This window comes from Muricomes intestini (genome assembly GCF_004346165.1).
GTDB lineage: Bacteria > Bacillota > Clostridia > Lachnospirales > Lachnospiraceae > Muricomes > Muricomes intestini.
In genome coordinates, this window is the sequence record NZ_SLZZ01000029.1 from 23,925 (window position 1) to 38,135 (window position 14,211).

Annotated in this window: 19 protein-coding genes and 1 tRNA gene; all 20 read right to left on the minus strand. The window is 47.8% G+C overall.

The window, feature by feature from the left end; genetic code table 11:
• Positions 1-5: 5 nt before the first annotated feature.
• Complete coding sequence (locus tag EDD59_RS15030) at positions 6-935, minus strand: type II secretion system F family protein (RefSeq protein WP_132383340.1); 930 nt, start codon at positions 933-935, stop codon at positions 6-8.
• On the minus strand, positions 932-2,284 hold the full coding sequence (locus tag EDD59_RS15035; RefSeq protein ID WP_132383342.1) for a CpaF/VirB11 family protein: 1,353 nt from the start codon (positions 2,282-2,284) through the stop codon (positions 932-934). The genes EDD59_RS15030 and EDD59_RS15035 overlap by 4 nt, the downstream gene beginning before the upstream one ends.
• Positions 2,281-3,093, minus strand: coding sequence for an AAA family ATPase (locus EDD59_RS15040; RefSeq protein WP_132383344.1), 813 nt, complete (start codon positions 3,091-3,093; stop codon positions 2,281-2,283). Before EDD59_RS15040 ends, EDD59_RS15035 begins: the two co-directional genes overlap by 4 nt.
• Positions 3,094-3,912 (minus strand): Flp pilus assembly protein CpaB, encoded by an 819-nt coding sequence (cpaB, locus tag EDD59_RS15045; protein WP_132383346.1) that lies wholly within the window; start codon positions 3,910-3,912, stop codon positions 3,094-3,096.
• Positions 3,913-3,945: 33 nt separating this feature from the next.
• Positions 3,946-4,071, minus strand: a complete 126-nt coding sequence (locus EDD59_RS18335; protein WP_279233369.1) for a hypothetical protein — start codon at positions 4,069-4,071, stop codon at positions 3,946-3,948.
• A 13-nt stretch (positions 4,072-4,084) separates the two neighbouring features.
• The gene (locus tag EDD59_RS15050; protein WP_132383348.1) at positions 4,085-4,507 is read right to left on the minus strand and encodes a prepilin peptidase; all 423 of its coding nucleotides are present in this window, start codon (positions 4,505-4,507) and stop codon (positions 4,085-4,087) included.
• Positions 4,497-4,727, minus strand: a complete 231-nt coding sequence (locus EDD59_RS15055) for a DUF6133 family protein (protein ID WP_132383350.1) — start codon at positions 4,725-4,727, stop codon at positions 4,497-4,499. The genes EDD59_RS15050 and EDD59_RS15055 overlap by 11 nt, the downstream gene beginning before the upstream one ends.
• Positions 4,728-4,760: 33 nt before the next feature.
• On the minus strand, positions 4,761-5,102 hold the full coding sequence (locus EDD59_RS15060) for a SpoVG family protein (RefSeq protein WP_132383374.1): 342 nt from the start codon (positions 5,100-5,102) through the stop codon (positions 4,761-4,763).
• 46 nt (positions 5,103-5,148) lie between these two features.
• Positions 5,149-5,697, minus strand: coding sequence for a YodL domain-containing protein (locus tag EDD59_RS15065; RefSeq protein ID WP_132383352.1), 549 nt, complete (start codon positions 5,695-5,697; stop codon positions 5,149-5,151).
• A 13-nt stretch (positions 5,698-5,710) separates the two neighbouring features.
• On the minus strand, positions 5,711-6,268 hold the full coding sequence (locus tag EDD59_RS15070; protein WP_132383354.1) for a hypothetical protein: 558 nt from the start codon (positions 6,266-6,268) through the stop codon (positions 5,711-5,713).
• A gap of 3 nt (positions 6,269-6,271) precedes the next feature.
• On the minus strand, positions 6,272-6,556 hold the full coding sequence (locus EDD59_RS15075) for an AbrB family transcriptional regulator (protein ID WP_132383356.1): 285 nt from the start codon (positions 6,554-6,556) through the stop codon (positions 6,272-6,274).
• Positions 6,549-6,977, minus strand: coding sequence for a hypothetical protein (locus tag EDD59_RS15080; RefSeq protein ID WP_132383358.1), 429 nt, complete (start codon positions 6,975-6,977; stop codon positions 6,549-6,551). Before EDD59_RS15080 ends, EDD59_RS15075 begins: the two co-directional genes overlap by 8 nt.
• 15 nt (positions 6,978-6,992) lie before the next feature.
• The gene (locus EDD59_RS15085; protein WP_132383360.1) at positions 6,993-7,382 is read right to left on the minus strand and encodes a hypothetical protein; all 390 of its coding nucleotides are present in this window, start codon (positions 7,380-7,382) and stop codon (positions 6,993-6,995) included.
• On the minus strand, positions 7,379-8,287 hold the full coding sequence (locus EDD59_RS15090) for a DNA adenine methylase (RefSeq protein ID WP_132383362.1): 909 nt from the start codon (positions 8,285-8,287) through the stop codon (positions 7,379-7,381). The genes EDD59_RS15085 and EDD59_RS15090 overlap by 4 nt, the downstream gene beginning before the upstream one ends.
• A gap of 63 nt (positions 8,288-8,350) precedes the next feature.
• The gene (locus tag EDD59_RS15095) at positions 8,351-8,941 is read right to left on the minus strand and encodes a DUF1281 family ferredoxin-like fold protein (protein ID WP_132383364.1); all 591 of its coding nucleotides are present in this window, start codon (positions 8,939-8,941) and stop codon (positions 8,351-8,353) included.
• Positions 8,941-9,459 carry a hypothetical protein gene (locus tag EDD59_RS15100; protein ID WP_132383366.1) on the minus strand — a complete coding sequence of 173 codons (519 nt, stop codon included), beginning with the start codon at positions 9,457-9,459 and terminating at the stop codon, positions 8,941-8,943. The genes EDD59_RS15095 and EDD59_RS15100 overlap by 1 nt, the downstream gene beginning before the upstream one ends.
• 283 nt (positions 9,460-9,742) lie before the next feature.
• Positions 9,743-9,833: transfer RNA gene (locus EDD59_RS15105), tRNA-Ser, on the minus strand.
• 235 nt (positions 9,834-10,068) lie between these two features.
• On the minus strand, positions 10,069-12,096 hold the full coding sequence (locus tag EDD59_RS15110) for a DUF6449 domain-containing protein (protein WP_132383368.1): 2,028 nt from the start codon (positions 12,094-12,096) through the stop codon (positions 10,069-10,071).
• Positions 12,074-12,970 carry an ABC transporter ATP-binding protein gene (locus EDD59_RS15115; protein WP_132383370.1) on the minus strand — a complete coding sequence of 299 codons (897 nt, stop codon included), beginning with the start codon at positions 12,968-12,970 and terminating at the stop codon, positions 12,074-12,076. The genes EDD59_RS15110 and EDD59_RS15115 overlap by 23 nt, the downstream gene beginning before the upstream one ends.
• Positions 12,971-13,089: 119 nt before the next feature.
• Positions 13,090-13,752 carry a hypothetical protein gene (locus EDD59_RS15120; protein WP_132383372.1) on the minus strand — a complete coding sequence of 221 codons (663 nt, stop codon included), beginning with the start codon at positions 13,750-13,752 and terminating at the stop codon, positions 13,090-13,092.
• Positions 13,753-14,211 lie beyond the last annotated feature (459 nt).

Genomic DNA, 14,211 nt, shown 5'->3' on the forward strand with positions numbered 1-14,211 from the left:
CTCCATCACCTCCGATACTCAATTGGTTTTGTCAGTTTAAGCACGCAGGCCGTAGAGATAAAAATCAGGGCGGCGCTGATGGCCAGAATGATCTGACCCAGCGGCGTGTGCATCAGCGTGTCGTACCAGCTTTTATTGAGGAGATACATCAGCGGAATGTTGCCGATGACGAAAATGACCATGATGATAAATTCCTTGCGGGGTTCAAAGACAAAATATTCCAGCTCGCCGTTGACGATCCGCATATCACTGAGCTTGCCGACAATAGGAGTCAGGGTAACTTTCAGGCTGCGGTCGTGCTGGCAGTCGCACAGGGCATCGCACCATTCCCGAAACACCTCGTTGTCGATTTTGGTGCGTAGAACCTTGATGGCTTCCAGCACATCGGGATCGATGAACTTCACCCGCAGGACAAAATCCTTGAACACCTGATGCACCGGCGGGTTCAGATAATTCATGTTTTCCTCCACAGCCGTGAGAATATTTTCGCTTCTCAGGTAGGCTGTGGTGACAATAGATAGAGCCGTTTCCAGCTCAGCGGCAATGTCTTTTTTGAAATGGCTGGCGGTGAGCTGCACATACCAAAAGGGCAGCATCATAAAGCCTGCCGCCATAACCGGAGCCAGAAAGAAATTGCCCAGCACAATGGCGATAGCGGCACCAATGGCAAACAACAGCAGAGAGCAGGCGCAAACCAAAGAAAAGTGATTACTCCTGCCGGTCATGGCCAGCACCTCCTGTGCCATCTGGATCTGCCGTTTCAAAAACCCCGGCTTTTGGCGGCGCTGTGCCGCCTTGATTTCATCCCTGATGGATTTCTTTTCTCTGGTGAGAAAGGAAAACAGCCCATCGGTGAATTCCATTGGGTTTAGGCCAAGTAAAAGAAAAAAGCCTGTAATCATACCGATACAGGCCAAAAGTTGAATGGTTGTCATACGGCTATTTGCCCTCCTTTCTTCAGACGATTGATGCGCTCCTGCGGCATTCCGTTTTCCAGCAGCCGTTTACACAGGCTGTCGGAGATGGGATTGACAGCTACATGATGTCCGGTGATAAAAAACTGGTTGTCCTCATAACGGTTTTCAGTAATCTCATACCGGAACAGGGTACGGTAATTCCGGCTGTTGTCCGGCAGGATTTCGCACTCCATGATTTCCATGAGCCGCCTTTGTTTGTTTTCCAGCTGCTTGCAGAACACCACAATGGGATAGGCCTCGGTCACATAGCCCATCAGGGTTTCGTCCGACATATCCACCGCTCGCTTGCACAGGGAAACCATGCGGCGGTAGGTGGATTCACAGGAGTTGGAGTGGATGGTGGTGACCACCGCCACACCGGTTCGGGCTACCTCCTGTGCGGCGTTGGCCTCCTCACCACGCATCTCGCCGACCACAACAATATCCGCATTAAAGCGCAGGGAGATGTCCACAAGGTCGATCTGCTCGATGCGGTACAGCTCGTTCTCACTGTTGCGGGTGAGGGTATGAACCACGGAGTTGGTAACCCTGCCGTCCTTTTCCCGGATGAGTGAAAGCTCCCGGCTGCCGTTTTCAATGGTAAAGATGCGCTTGTTGTCAGGGATGGTGGTGAGCAGCCACCCAGCTACCGTGGTTTTACCGCTGCTGGTGGCTCCCGCAATGCACACCGAAATACCATAGCGGATGAACTCCGAGAGCATATCCAGCATTTGGGCGGTAGCCGTGCCGCCGTTTATGAAATCTTCCTTTTCCATGTGGTTGGGATTGACGATACGAATGGAGGCGGCAGCGCCGATATTGGCATCCACAATGGGGCTTTTCATGACGGCAATCCGAATATTTTCCGCAAGGGTACCTACCACCAGCGGGGACTGGTCATCCAGAATCGTGCCGGACACATGAAGCATCCGGCGCAGCACATTAATGCAGTGTTCGGGGCTGTCAAAGTGTTCTGTGAGCTTTTCGCAGCGCCCACCGGCATACTGGATTTCAATATCCCGCCAACTGTTGATGTCGATTTCTTCGATACCGTCTGCAAAGATGTATTTGGTGAGAAAGGAATACTCGGCCATTTCCGTATACAGGGCATCCACCAATTGCTGTGGTGTCATACCTTTGACCGCCACACGGCTGTCTTGTACAAACTTGGCGATATACCGCTTAATATTGGTCTTGGCTTCGGCAGCATTGCCGTCCGACAACAGCTCACTGTGCTGACCAGCGATATATTCCTGCACCTGCTGCAGCACACTGTGGAAATCCCCGGTTTCCTGCTCCGGAGTAAAAAACAGATTATGCCTGCTCATACGCCGAACACCTCCTTCGAGATTTTCTGTATCTCTTTTCGGAAGCCCCGGCTGTCTTTCAGAGACAAATCGGCGAACAGGTTTCCGGCCAGCACCTGAGCCTCCAGCTCCGGGGAATGAGGAAGAGTAAACACAGCTTTGCCCAGCACCTGCTCCATGTTCTGGCTGGCTTCGTTGGACTTCACATTGCTGACCGCCTTATACAGCTTGTCAGAGTCAAACCCTGCCATCCGCAGATATTCCTGCTGGCTGGACAGGTAGCTCACCGATTTCAGGTCACAGTTTATGAGCCGCAGCACCGCATCGGCTTCCAGAATGGCAATGGTGGACAGCTCATCAAAAAAGATGGAGCTGCCGCAGTCGATGATGATATGACTGTCCATATCATGCAGCACGCTCATCAGCTCCCGGAGCAGCTTTTCGTTCACAGGAGGATAGCAGTTTTCGTTTTCTCCCTTTTGCAGGCCGATGACCGCCAGATGGCTCATCCGCTTATGGGTGTTGCAGTTGTTTTTTATCAGCGATTCAGTGATGGAATTGGCAGCCAGAATGCTGCGGAGGGAATGATCACCCTCCAGCTCACCAGACGGACAGATGCAGGGAAGCATGGGCGTGGTACAGTCGCACAAAAGCAGCACCACGTTCTTTTTTCTGTCTGCCAGATATTTGGCCAGCTTCACCGCCACCGTGGTTTTGCCGCAGCCGGGGCTGCCCCAAACCGCCAGAACCTGTGCGCCGATTTCCTGCAGCACATCCTGTTCCGGCTCGTCTTTACGGCTGAACAGGCCGCCTTTTTTGAAGTTCAGCATTTACTCAGCCCCGCTTTCTGCCGGTGCATTCGCAGGGGATTCCAGCTGGCTTTGATCCTCGCTTTCCTGAGATTCCGTTTCCTCTGGGTACAGCTGGGAAAGCACCGAGTCCTGAGCCTCGGTAAACTTTGCCGCATTTTCCTTGCTGCCACGGTAAACGAGAGACACATGAAGGGTACCGTCCGCTTCCAGCTCGGCAAGGATTTTGCTCTGCTCTGGCGTGACCAGCAGCGTAACGGTGGCAGGCAGCTCCTTTTCATCCTCAGCTTCGGCTTCTTTCTGTTTACCTGTATTGGCATCGTAACCGCTGCCTGCAGTGACGGCGATGACCTCCACATACTGCAGCTCCGGCGGAATTACCGTCATGCCCTGTTTTTTGTAATCTGGCGCAACGATAGACACGATATCCCCGGATATCAGCTTGCCGGACAGCCCTGCGGCGAAGCTCTTAACCGATACGGAGATGGCCTGTTTTTCTCCGGTCAGATTGTAGAGATAGGTATTTTCTGCAGCAGGGGCATCGGCGATTTTGGAGGCGATGATGTAATCTCCCGGCGCTAAGTCGGCGGAGGCGAATTTACCGATGACGGTATCCGTATGCCTTACCACATCCTCTGGCAGATTATAGCCGCCCACCTCCACAGTCTGCACCATGTCCTTGGTGATGGTCTCTCCGATTTTGATGGGCTTGGTCACCCGCACGATTTCAGTTTTCCGGCTGATGCTTTGATTAAATAGCGGTGTGATCGCAAAGCAGATCAGAAGCGACAGCACGATGCAAATTACACCGATGACCGTTCTGTTCTTGAAAAAGCTCATAGCTTAAGTCCTCCTTTGATTGATTAAAGATGATTACTGCGCAGCATATTTTCTGATCTTATATCTACGGATAACGTGTGGAACGCCGACAGCAACAGCAGTAAGCGACAGTACCACACACAGCAGTTTTACAATTGTTCTTTTATTTGATTTCTTCATATCATCCATCCTTTCACGAAATGAAATAGGCGAGCAGACAGCCCGCCGATAAAAAAGGAGCAAGGGGGAAGGCTTTCTTTGCCTCCCGCCTTTGCACCCTGCAAACAATCCGGTATATAGCTACATAGATGAGCAGCAGGCTGAGTCCGGCCATCGCCGCAAGTAGTCCTTTCGGCAGCCCCAGCACCAAGCCGCAGGCTGCCACCAGTTTGATATCGCCGCCGCCCATGCCGCCAAAAAAGACAGCGGCCAACAGGAACGGCAGGGCGATCAGGATTCCCAGCAGCTTGACCGGCGTAAATCCGATTACGGAAATGCCTGCGATTCCAAGGCAGAGCCAGTTTGGAACCATGCGTTTTGTCAAGTCCGTTACCGATGCCGCACACAGCAGGGCAATAAAAAAGACCGCCTGCACAGCGGCCAGCTTATCCGGCATAGTTGAACATATCCTTAATGCGCTGTACGAGAGTTGGCAGCACGGTTTTGTCGAAGAGCATATACAATCCGGCCAGCACCAAAGCCCCGATGACCACGGCCATCAAAATCTTTATTGCGGTATCCACGAAGCCCTCAGCGTGGTTGTTAGTGAGCGCCATTTTTGCCTTAATTGCCAGCATATTGGCCTTATGAGTTACCTTGTTCATGATTCTTTTCATGGTGTTTTACCTCCAAATTTTTTATTGAATTGCTTACATACCGCCCATTTGCATGGGCGGCTGGGACTGCTCCGGTGCGGCCTCCTGCGGCTGCGCCGGGGCTTGGTTCATGGCTACAGTCTGCTGGTAGCTGTCCAGCACGGCCTTGTGCAGCTGCTCCCGGAACTCTTTAGTCACCGGGAAGCAGACCTCCTTATAGCCGTTTTCCGTCTTACGGCTGGGCATGGAGACAAACAGGCCATCACGGCCTCCCTCCACCACCTTGATGCCCTGGATACCGAGGCAGCCGTCCACTGTCACCGAAGCGTAAGCACGGATACCGCCGCTGGCTCCGGGTGGGTACATGGAATTGATTTTTACTTCTACATCAGGCATGATTTCTTTCTCCTTTCGCCTTTTGGCAATAAAAAAAACAGCCCCTTTAGAGCTGCATGGTTTGGTTCTGCGCCGGTGGTGTGAACCCGATTTCCTGAAAACCGAAGCGGTCACAATAGAAGAAGCTGCTGCCGTTTTCATCGTACAGCTCCAGCACATCCGACATGGACAGGGAATGCCCTGCATAGCCGGGAGGATGGTCTACATTGAATTTGGTGTACAGCGCCTCCAGATTGTTGGTTTCCACCTCGCCGTCATAGATCGTCTGGTAATCGGACATCTGCGGTTCTCCGAATTCCTTGCAAAAATCCGCAAGGCTGATGAAGCGCATCCGAAGATCCGATTCGGGCGTTAACTGCCACACACGGCAGCTTTTCAGCAGAGTGAGTTCTTGATTATCCCGCTGACCGTTGACAAGGCGGTCATACACACCGTCTGTCCATTTCACCTCGCCGATGTCTTTTTGGCGGCTGAGAAAGGCGTTCAGTTCCTCCGACTTAAACAGAGGATCGACCACTGCCTTGCCGCCGCTGACATAACCGGCAGGGTTGCCGTAGTACAGGATGATGTCTTTTTCCATCCGGATATTTCGCATGAGGGTACCTCCTTTATGTCATAGTCAGGCCTCCGTTCTGCGGATTCTGGAGAGCTTCCATTTCCTCACCGGAGGGATGCAGGAGTCTGCCATTTTCCATTTCCAGCACACAAAAGTCATCCCGGTCGCAGAGCATGATGCGGTGCTGGTAGGGCTTTTGCATCTCCACATAATCAAGCGCCTCCTGCTCGGTACAGAGCCATACGCCGGAGGCATAGCAGCCATCGGGCAGAAAGCTGTAGCCGCTGTATTTCGGCTCGTGATTCTTCAAATCCAGCGCCCCCACCGGCCTGATTTGGGAAAGCTGCAGCTTGGCACTGTCCAGCAAAATCTCCGGCTTGAGAATACCGATAACCTCACTGCGGGTTTTCAAGGCAAACTCCCCGGTGCGCAGGGACACCAAAAAGACAGCGGAGCCGCTTGGATTGGCACCGGCTCCGTTTCCGCAGAGGCAGAAGTACAGTTGCATATCAGGACTATCCTGACCGATTACGACAACCTTTCCCTGAATACCGCAGCCCAAGCCGGTTGTCGAACAGTCTTTTTCCGTGTAGAGAGTATTTCGTTCCATCCGTCAGCCCTCCTTTTTCTGCTGCAGCAGGGCGGTCAGGTCGGAAATGAGGGAGAGCCTTGTATCGTCCGGCATAGTCTTGAAGGCTGCACGGACATAGGCCTCCACCGCCTCTGTGGACTGATCACCGATTTCGATGATATCCACCTTTTGCACACTGACTGTGCCGTTTGACAAGCCGAGGCGCACAATATCGCCGTAATCCATACCGCTGGCAGTGCGCAGCTCCTTGGGAATCAGCACCCGACCTTTGCTGTCCATCAGCTTGTACATGGGTTTCTTATTCATCCTCCACACCTCCCTCCAGCACACAGCGGATGGTATCGTGGCTCACGCCGAGGCTGTCGAACAGCTCCATGAGCTGGGGCGGCAGCTGCTTTAAGGGATCGGCGCTGCCGATGATGATGACACCGTCCTCGCAGCGAATGTCCAAATCGTCATCCAGCGGAATGCCCGCCGCCGCCAAAAGCGCATGAGGCACCGACAGCTCTGCGGATTCCGGTGCTTCCACCGGTTCACTCACGTTGTCGATACCGTCCTTTGTGAGAAAAAACTCGCCGTAGCTGTTGATCTGCTTTACCGGGTGATGGGACAAATACGCCAGATGCACGGTATCTCCGGCAGTGACGCACATGGTTTCCAAAACACCGGGCGGCAGGATGATGCTGCCGTTATCGGCAATCTGGCCTTTCGTTTCAATGATTTTCATGGCATAAGCCTCCTTTTACATCCCCATCTGAGGGGCGTTAATTTGTTGTTCTTCTGCCGATTTCAGCTCCGACACAAAGGTGCGAAGCTCATCCCCGGCCAGAGAGATGTTGGCGATCTCCATTTCTTTGAGGAAATAGGCAGCCTGCTTGTACTCGTCAGCCAGCTGCTGCATTCCCTTGGCGTTGTGGTAGCCGCTGCTGATGCGGGTATATCCCTTGAAAATGCAGTCATAGCTGCCAGTTTCCCTGTTTTGCTGCACGGTCAGATATAAACCTGCATTGGTTTGAGCGCTGCAATCCAAATATAGGTCATCGTGAACATTGCCCACCACAAACTGATATCTGCCGCCGCTTTCATCTTCAATCAGGGCTTTTGCCCAGCGGATTTTTTCAAGTCCAGTCATTCTTCGTATTCACCTCCAAAATCAAATAGATTTAATTGGAACGTATCCTTTTCCCGCTCATTGGGATCATAGTTGGTAATGATGACCTCCGGGTACTCACAGCCGCCCTCATACCGCTGCGCCAGATTGCTCAGGCGGGTGACCGGTGTGATGATGTACTCCTGATACAGCTCCCGGATAAATTCACAGTCGTTGTAGCTGACCATCCATTTGCCCTTGCTGCCTGCCAGTGCATCCCGAAGTCGCTGGTGGTCGGTTTTCAGAAACTCCACCGCATAGTGACCCTCGGTCATGTAATACGGCGGATCGCAATAAAAAAAGGCATCATCCCGGTCGTACTGCCGGATCAATGCCTCAAAGTCCTTATTTTCCACCACGGTGTCTGCAAGCCGCTTTGATGCCTCCCATATCACAGCGAACACCTTGCGGATGTCAAAGGGCTGGCAGCCGTAAGAGGTACATCCGCTGCCATAGCTATAACGGATGAGCTTGAAAAAGGCCGCCGCTCGCCACACATCGCTTGGCTCTTCCTGCTCCAACATAATTGCTCTCAGTTCCTCAAACTCAGGCGGCGGGAGGTTCTGCTGCGCCAGCTCCAATTCTTCCTGTAGATATTTATTATCAAATTCATCCTTTTCAAAGAAGCGGCGCAGGACACTGAATTCATGCCGGGAGTTGAGGGGCAGGAAGCCCAGCTCCTTGAGGAACGCCAGCGTTCTGTTTTTTACGCAGTAGAACAGGTTGGTGAGGTTTCCGTTGAAATCGTTGTAGACCTCCATACCCTTGCAGTCCGGCGGCCTGCCGAACAAAACCCAACCCCCGCCGCCAAAGACTTCGATGTATCTGCCGAAGTCCTTGGGGAAGAGCCGGTAAATGATATTGCGGAGGGCTTTCTTGCCGCCCACCCAGCTGATAAAGCTATTGATATTCCATCACCTCCCTCTGAAAAAGAAAAAAGCCGATAGTCACTACATTTTCAGTGACATCGGCTCGTCTGGACTATGATATTCATATTCGTTGGTTTCTTCATTGTACAGATATCCCTCATCGGCCAAATCCACATCGTGAACCTCAGAGGCCATTTCCAGCGCTTCCTTGGAACCGCCGGGAGGGATGTCACAGAACATTTCCTCACCATTTTCATATTCTTTTTTTCCTGTGTTATATCCGAAGTCCTCGTCAGCCCACAGATATTCAAAAGAGAGATCAGGGTACTGCTCGGCAAGTGTGCGGATCACCGGATCGGCACGGCTCCATGCAGTCTGGAACTCGATATGCTCGCCGTCAAAATCCTGCGGGGTATATGCGCCATCGTAGCCGTAGCTGTTCCACTTGGTTCCCCAATTGGAAATCGACCAGTCGTACCAGTTGTCTTTGCCGTACTTCTCACGCTCGGCCATTCCGAGATTTCCACGAAAGATATGCTCAGGCATCGGGATGACCTTGTTGAAGTCAATACTGCCGAGGCCAATCTTATCATCCTTGATGGCCTCGAACATGGCGCTGACTTGTTCCGAATCGCCGGATACTCTTAAAATATTGGTTAGATGATTTGGCATTAGCGCATTCCTCCCATCGTCATGCCGAAGCCATAGGACTGGCTACCTTTCAGCTCATCCTCCGGCCTAATAAAGAAGCGGTCGCTGCTATCCCAAAAGCTGACATACAGCTCACCGTCATCCACCTTGATTTCCCTTTGTTCCAGCCCCTCACCCCAGCCGTCACTAAATTGAGAAGAGAGCCATTCTGTCAGCTCCGCAAGCTCAGAGGCAGAAAGCGCACCTTGGGTTTGCACCTCGGTCACGCCCCACAGCTCGCCATTCCATTCCTCCACAGAGGGATTAATGCTGTGTACCTTTCGGATGAGATCGTCATCGAGGTAAACGGCGAGGCCACGCTCGCCCTCGCTGGGCAGCTTTTCTTTCTGAATGAGGGCAAGGATTTTGTCCTCATATTTCAAAACCTCACCGGCAGATAAATCCTCCCGATAATTGTCAAGATCGCCCCATTCGCTCTTCCTGTAGATATGAGGGAAGAGAGGGCTGAATAACCGCAGGGGTTGCAGTTCGTTTTTCATGGTGCATCCATCCTTTCATTTTAATTTTGGGCGAAAAAAAAGCGGATGTGTTTTTCAGTTACGAAGAACACATCCGCTTCAAAATTGCCCTGTAGGGTATTGGCTTTATTTAATTGTAACCGGACTGATTCCGGCCTAAAACAAGAAACACCCCGCTTTCTTGTTAAAAAGCAGGGTGCATCTATGAAAAACGAGGGTCTTGAATTTTTCATTCAAAACCCTCGTCAGGCCGCATAAACACTGGCTTTTTCAGCCCTGCATCTATTTTGACCTAATCTTCTGACGGAGACGGTGGGATTCGAACCCACGGGCCGGTTCATCACCGGCCAAACGATTTCGAGTCGTTCTCGTTATGACCACTTCGATACGTCTCCAGTTAATTCATATGCAAAATCTTGCATACCAAGGTATTGTATCAAATTTTAATGACAAAAACCAGCATTTTTTGCAGAAATAAAAGCGTTTTGTTTAAAACATTTCTAAATAAATAAAAAGACAAATCCTATACCCATTACATCAAAGTGGTGGGTATAGGACTTTTATCATCTATATTTTTTCTAAATTACATAGCATGCTATGATTATTTCCGCTATGTTTCGACATTAACTGTCAGTTTAATTTTGCATGACAATCTATTTTTATAATAGAATTGGTAGTTTCTTCATTTACTTCAGCCTCGGCATCTATCGAATAATCCAGCGGAGATATGAGTGTCTGCACATCAAATTTCTGTGGCACCAGTCTATTATCCCACTTTTCAATGTCTTCTTTTTCATCATAAATTTGTACAATTGTTCCCCCGCTTGTACCAGGTGCCGTGCTATGCAGCACATTGTGCACCATTATGGATTCAACAGCATAGTTGGATAGACCCGTATCTATTTTCACTCCATGCTGCCCGAGAAAGGTGCACGTCTGCCCGAAAAACGGATATATAATCATTCTGGTTGTTCTGCCGCTGATTTGAGACTCTATTTCTATCTCCCCGGAGGGAAGCTGACCTTTCAAATCTTCCATCCGAAGCTCTTCAATATCTTCTTTATATTTTGTTATTAAAGTCGCTTTCTCGCTATCTGATAACTTCAGTGCCTTTTGAGAAATCCCGTCCGACCATGTGAACCCATTATTATTTAAATCATTTACATCTTCAATAGCAGAAACTGGATAGGCTCTTGATTTATATTCTGCTGTATTATATACATTAGAGAATGCATCAAATGCCCGGCGGCTGACCGAATATGTTCTGTACCTCTCTTTTCCGCCCTCCATGTGATAACAAACAGTAGCGAAAGTGTAAGAATCCTGACTGCCGGTCTTTACTATATAGTTCCCCACATCTTCACTTTTCTTTAAGTCCTGAATCCAGTCTTTAGCAGCTTCCATTCCCTCAGAAGAAAAGGTGTATTGTTTCAGACGTCTGTCTGTTATAAATTTTCCGTCTTCATTCGTATTCTGTATAAACTCAGAATGTCCCATATCAAGGCCATTTACACTGACACCTATCGTTTTCAATGTTTCTTTCGCCGGAAAGAAGTTGTCATACACAGGTGCATAACCCAGGAATAACACTCCTCCAATGACTGCAGACACTATTTCCGTTATAAGTTGCGGCTTTCTCCGAAATATCTTTCGTTTAGTATTTTCTACTATCCACTCAAATAAGCAATGTACTCCTACAGCCGTGATTGCACCAACTGCAGCCACAATTATTCCGCACAGCAGCCTGCTCTTTTCATTTATATGTGTTACTTCCAGTAAAAAGCCTCCTGCCCACAGCGCAGCAGAAAATGAAATCAAAAACTCTATGCTTCTTTCGGCCCCGGGCACTGCAAAGACCTTTCCGGTCGCTTCTGTTTTTCTTGTCCTGTTTGCCCATGCAAAAATCAGGAACGGAACTGCAAGCCAAAGAAAAACTGCCGCTCCATAAAATGTATTAGGTAAGTATGTAAGAATTTTCTCCTTTTCAAACAAGTCGGTGCCCGAGAACTTTCCTGACAAACTTAAAGGCACAAGAACAATATTCAATTTCTCAATAACCGGGATTTTATAATAAGTAGCAAAATAACTCTTTATAAATGCCTGGCATATCCCATTTATAAACAGTTGAAAATAGAATATCAGTATCCCTGTTACAAGTACCGCGGAATATAGCTTTCCGCATACTACAATTGATACTGCCGCAATATGGTAAAACATAAGAAAAATTGCTGTGAATATCAAAATACTTTTTATGCTGTATCCTACCGCATGTAAACGGAATTCCTCATCTATAGTGCTTTGATATATACTGCAGATTATCATAACAATAGACAATGAAATTACAAAATGCAGCATTCCATGAAAATACCTGCTCCAAAAAATTGTACTCTTTTTTACTGGAAGACTGTAATAAAAATCTTGTTTTTTCTGCTGAAGAAGATAAAAGAACTCTGAAAAGGCAATAACTATACCCAGACAGGCGCATATCCGGGAAAGCTCCATACTTCCTATTCCGAAATAAGTATATTCTGTGTCAAGACTCAGACGGCTTATGGTCAGACTCCCATAAACCGCAAATGAAATCCATGATACAATTGCTGTTATATGTCCGCGTCCCGCTTCTTTTATCCAGTTATTAAAGTATTTTACTGACATCATATCCAGTTCCCTCCATTACTGTCATAAACGTTTCTTCCAAGGTCAAGGGGACCTCCCTGGAAAATACAGGATCTGCCAGTGCAATCCCTTTCATAATTACTTCTATACCTCCTCTGATAATAAGAGTCGTGAAATAGCCATCTCTTTGACAGTGCATAACATCTAACAGGTTTTTCAGGTAATCTAGGTTTACATGCTCAAATACACACTGGATTTTATGAATATCTGTTGCTCTTCCTTTGAGTTCACCGGCAGTTAAAATCCCTCCTCTATGCAAAATTGCGATGTTGTGACAAATATCCTGAAGATCTCTCAGTCTATGTGAGGCGACAATCACAGTAAGTTCTCTTTCCTTCATCTCCTGACGTATAAGATTCTTCATTACCTCAGTGATAATAGGATCAAGTCCGTCAAACACCTCATCACAAATCAAATATTTGGTGTTTGAAGACAATGCCAATAGAAGAAAAGCCTGACGTTTCATCCCTTTTGAAAAAGTTCGAAGCGGACACAGTATGTCAAGGTTCAAAGCACCCGACATATAGTGCACCGCTTCTATATCCAGCTGTGGATACTGGTTTCTGTAAAACCGGGCCATCTCCTCTATACTTGCATTAGAAAAATAGTACGGACTGTCAGGAAGATAAAAAAAATTCTCCTTACATGTTAAATGAGTATGGTCTTCTTCATTGTCTATATATATATCGCCCCCATCAGGCTCAAGTATTCCCGCCAGCATACGCAGGAGAGTACTCTTCCCCGCTCCATTTGTTCCAAGCAGTCCAAACATAACTCCATCAGGAACTGTTATGGACACATGGTTAACTGCGCATATATCCTCAAAATTCTTTGTCAATTCATTAATCTTTATCATACGTGCCTCCGCACATTGCATTTGTCCTCTGTGTCAGATAAGTTTATCCGTCTCTTATCATAAGCCCGCCGGCAGCATTCGTCAATTACAGATTTATGTCCTTAGCCTGATACTATACATTACTTCGGAGTGTTCTGTGAAATCATTTTATCATGCAGTGTTTTAACATCCTCCTTTGGAATTTCATAAACATTCCCGTCTGATTTATTTATATGTACTGTAACAACCTCAGCCTCACCATAAGGAATTCCGGATTCTATAGTATTTTTCAAAATATCATAATAAATCTCATACACATTATTCTGCATTGTCTCATCCGATGGCATTTCTGCACCATTTAGTACATCATTAGAAACTTTCTCAGCGTAAGCTTTTGCCTGCTTCTGGAACTCGCCGTATGTATCCCCAAAAATCGTGATTGGTTTAATTGATACATCCAATGTAAAATTTCCCTTCTTATCTTCTACAGCCTCTCCTACCGTATATTTCACATTCTTTGATAAAACTTCAAATAACTCTCTGAACTTATTTTCCAGCTCATCCGGAAAGTTTAAGGCTTCAAAGCCTTTCATAGTCGTATCCATATTCTTTTCAAAAATCTTCTCTGCTTCCTCTTTAGATGCACCTGTCAGTTTTATATACTGATCAGTTTTATTCTTATAAGAAACATCAAGTATAGCTTTAGTATATCCGCCCGCATCAAACTTCTTTATGCAGCCTCCCAGCAGTGTAAGTATCATCGTCATGAGAAGAACGACTGATAACTTTCCTTTTTTGCTCATAGAACTTCCTCCTCATAAAACTTGTCAGGGCCGCTATCTGCACCTGCCTTATTATATTTAGACGCAACAACATGATTATTATATCATCCCGTATTGGTGAAAAAAGTAAAAAAAAGACAGGCAGTATAAAAAAATATTTTCAGAATATGTAACAGTTCAGCCATGCGAATTTCCGACAGCGTAGGCAGGAGAAAGCTTGCTTTCGTATGCATATGCTGCCGAAAATTCATATGGCTGAACTGTTACCAGAATATTCTGAAAATGGCCCGCAAAAGGGTCTGACCCCTTTTTTGTAAAGGTTCGGGACATGCCCGTCATACCAAAAAACGATACCTTAATGGTACCGTCTTCTTATTCTTTATCCAATTCCATACACCTTCAAAACTACATACAAAGAATCATCCTTCTTATCTCCTATCACCTTGTCTGGTTATGCCCTCGACCTATTAGTAACAGTCA

Excerpts from the sequence above, each read along its gene's own strand:
- EDD59_RS15060 (WP_132383374.1), bottom strand. The coding sequence starts at position 5,102 with ATGCCTGATGTAGAAGTAAAAATCAATTCCATGTACCCACCCGGAGCC.
- EDD59_RS15030 (WP_132383340.1), bottom strand. The coding sequence starts at position 935 with ATGACAACCATTCAACTTTTGGCCTGTATCGGTATGATTACAGGCTTT.
- EDD59_RS15065 (WP_132383352.1), bottom strand. The coding sequence starts at position 5,697 with ATGCGAAATATCCGGATGGAAAAAGACATCATCCTGTACTACGGCAAC.
- EDD59_RS15075 (WP_132383356.1), bottom strand. The coding sequence starts at position 6,556 with ATGAATAAGAAACCCATGTACAAGCTGATGGACAGCAAAGGTCGGGTG.
- EDD59_RS15100 (WP_132383366.1), bottom strand. The coding sequence starts at position 9,459 with ATGAAAAACGAACTGCAACCCCTGCGGTTATTCAGCCCTCTCTTCCCT.
- EDD59_RS15040 (WP_132383344.1), bottom strand. The coding sequence starts at position 3,093 with ATGCTGAACTTCAAAAAAGGCGGCCTGTTCAGCCGTAAAGACGAGCCG.
- EDD59_RS15080 (WP_132383358.1), bottom strand. The coding sequence starts at position 6,977 with ATGAAAATCATTGAAACGAAAGGCCAGATTGCCGATAACGGCAGCATC.
- EDD59_RS15115 (WP_132383370.1), bottom strand. The coding sequence starts at position 12,970 with ATGATAAAGATTAATGAATTGACAAAGAATTTTGAGGATATATGCGCA.
- cpaB (WP_132383346.1), bottom strand. The coding sequence starts at position 3,912 with ATGAGCTTTTTCAAGAACAGAACGGTCATCGGTGTAATTTGCATCGTG.
- EDD59_RS15055 (WP_132383350.1), bottom strand. The coding sequence starts at position 4,727 with ATGAAAAGAATCATGAACAAGGTAACTCATAAGGCCAATATGCTGGCA.
- EDD59_RS15070 (WP_132383354.1), bottom strand. The coding sequence starts at position 6,268 with ATGGAACGAAATACTCTCTACACGGAAAAAGACTGTTCGACAACCGGC.
- EDD59_RS15035 (WP_132383342.1), bottom strand. The coding sequence starts at position 2,284 with ATGAGCAGGCATAATCTGTTTTTTACTCCGGAGCAGGAAACCGGGGAT.
- EDD59_RS15050 (WP_132383348.1), bottom strand. The coding sequence starts at position 4,507 with ATGCCGGATAAGCTGGCCGCTGTGCAGGCGGTCTTTTTTATTGCCCTG.
- EDD59_RS15120 (WP_132383372.1), bottom strand. The coding sequence starts at position 13,752 with ATGAGCAAAAAAGGAAAGTTATCAGTCGTTCTTCTCATGACGATGATA.
- EDD59_RS15095 (WP_132383364.1), bottom strand. The coding sequence starts at position 8,941 with ATGCCAAATCATCTAACCAATATTTTAAGAGTATCCGGCGATTCGGAA.
- EDD59_RS15110 (WP_132383368.1), bottom strand. The coding sequence starts at position 12,096 with ATGATGTCAGTAAAATACTTTAATAACTGGATAAAAGAAGCGGGACGC.
- EDD59_RS15085 (WP_132383360.1), bottom strand. The coding sequence starts at position 7,382 with ATGACTGGACTTGAAAAAATCCGCTGGGCAAAAGCCCTGATTGAAGAT.
- EDD59_RS18335 (WP_279233369.1), bottom strand. The coding sequence starts at position 4,071 with ATGAAGAAATCAAATAAAAGAACAATTGTAAAACTGCTGTGTGTGGTA.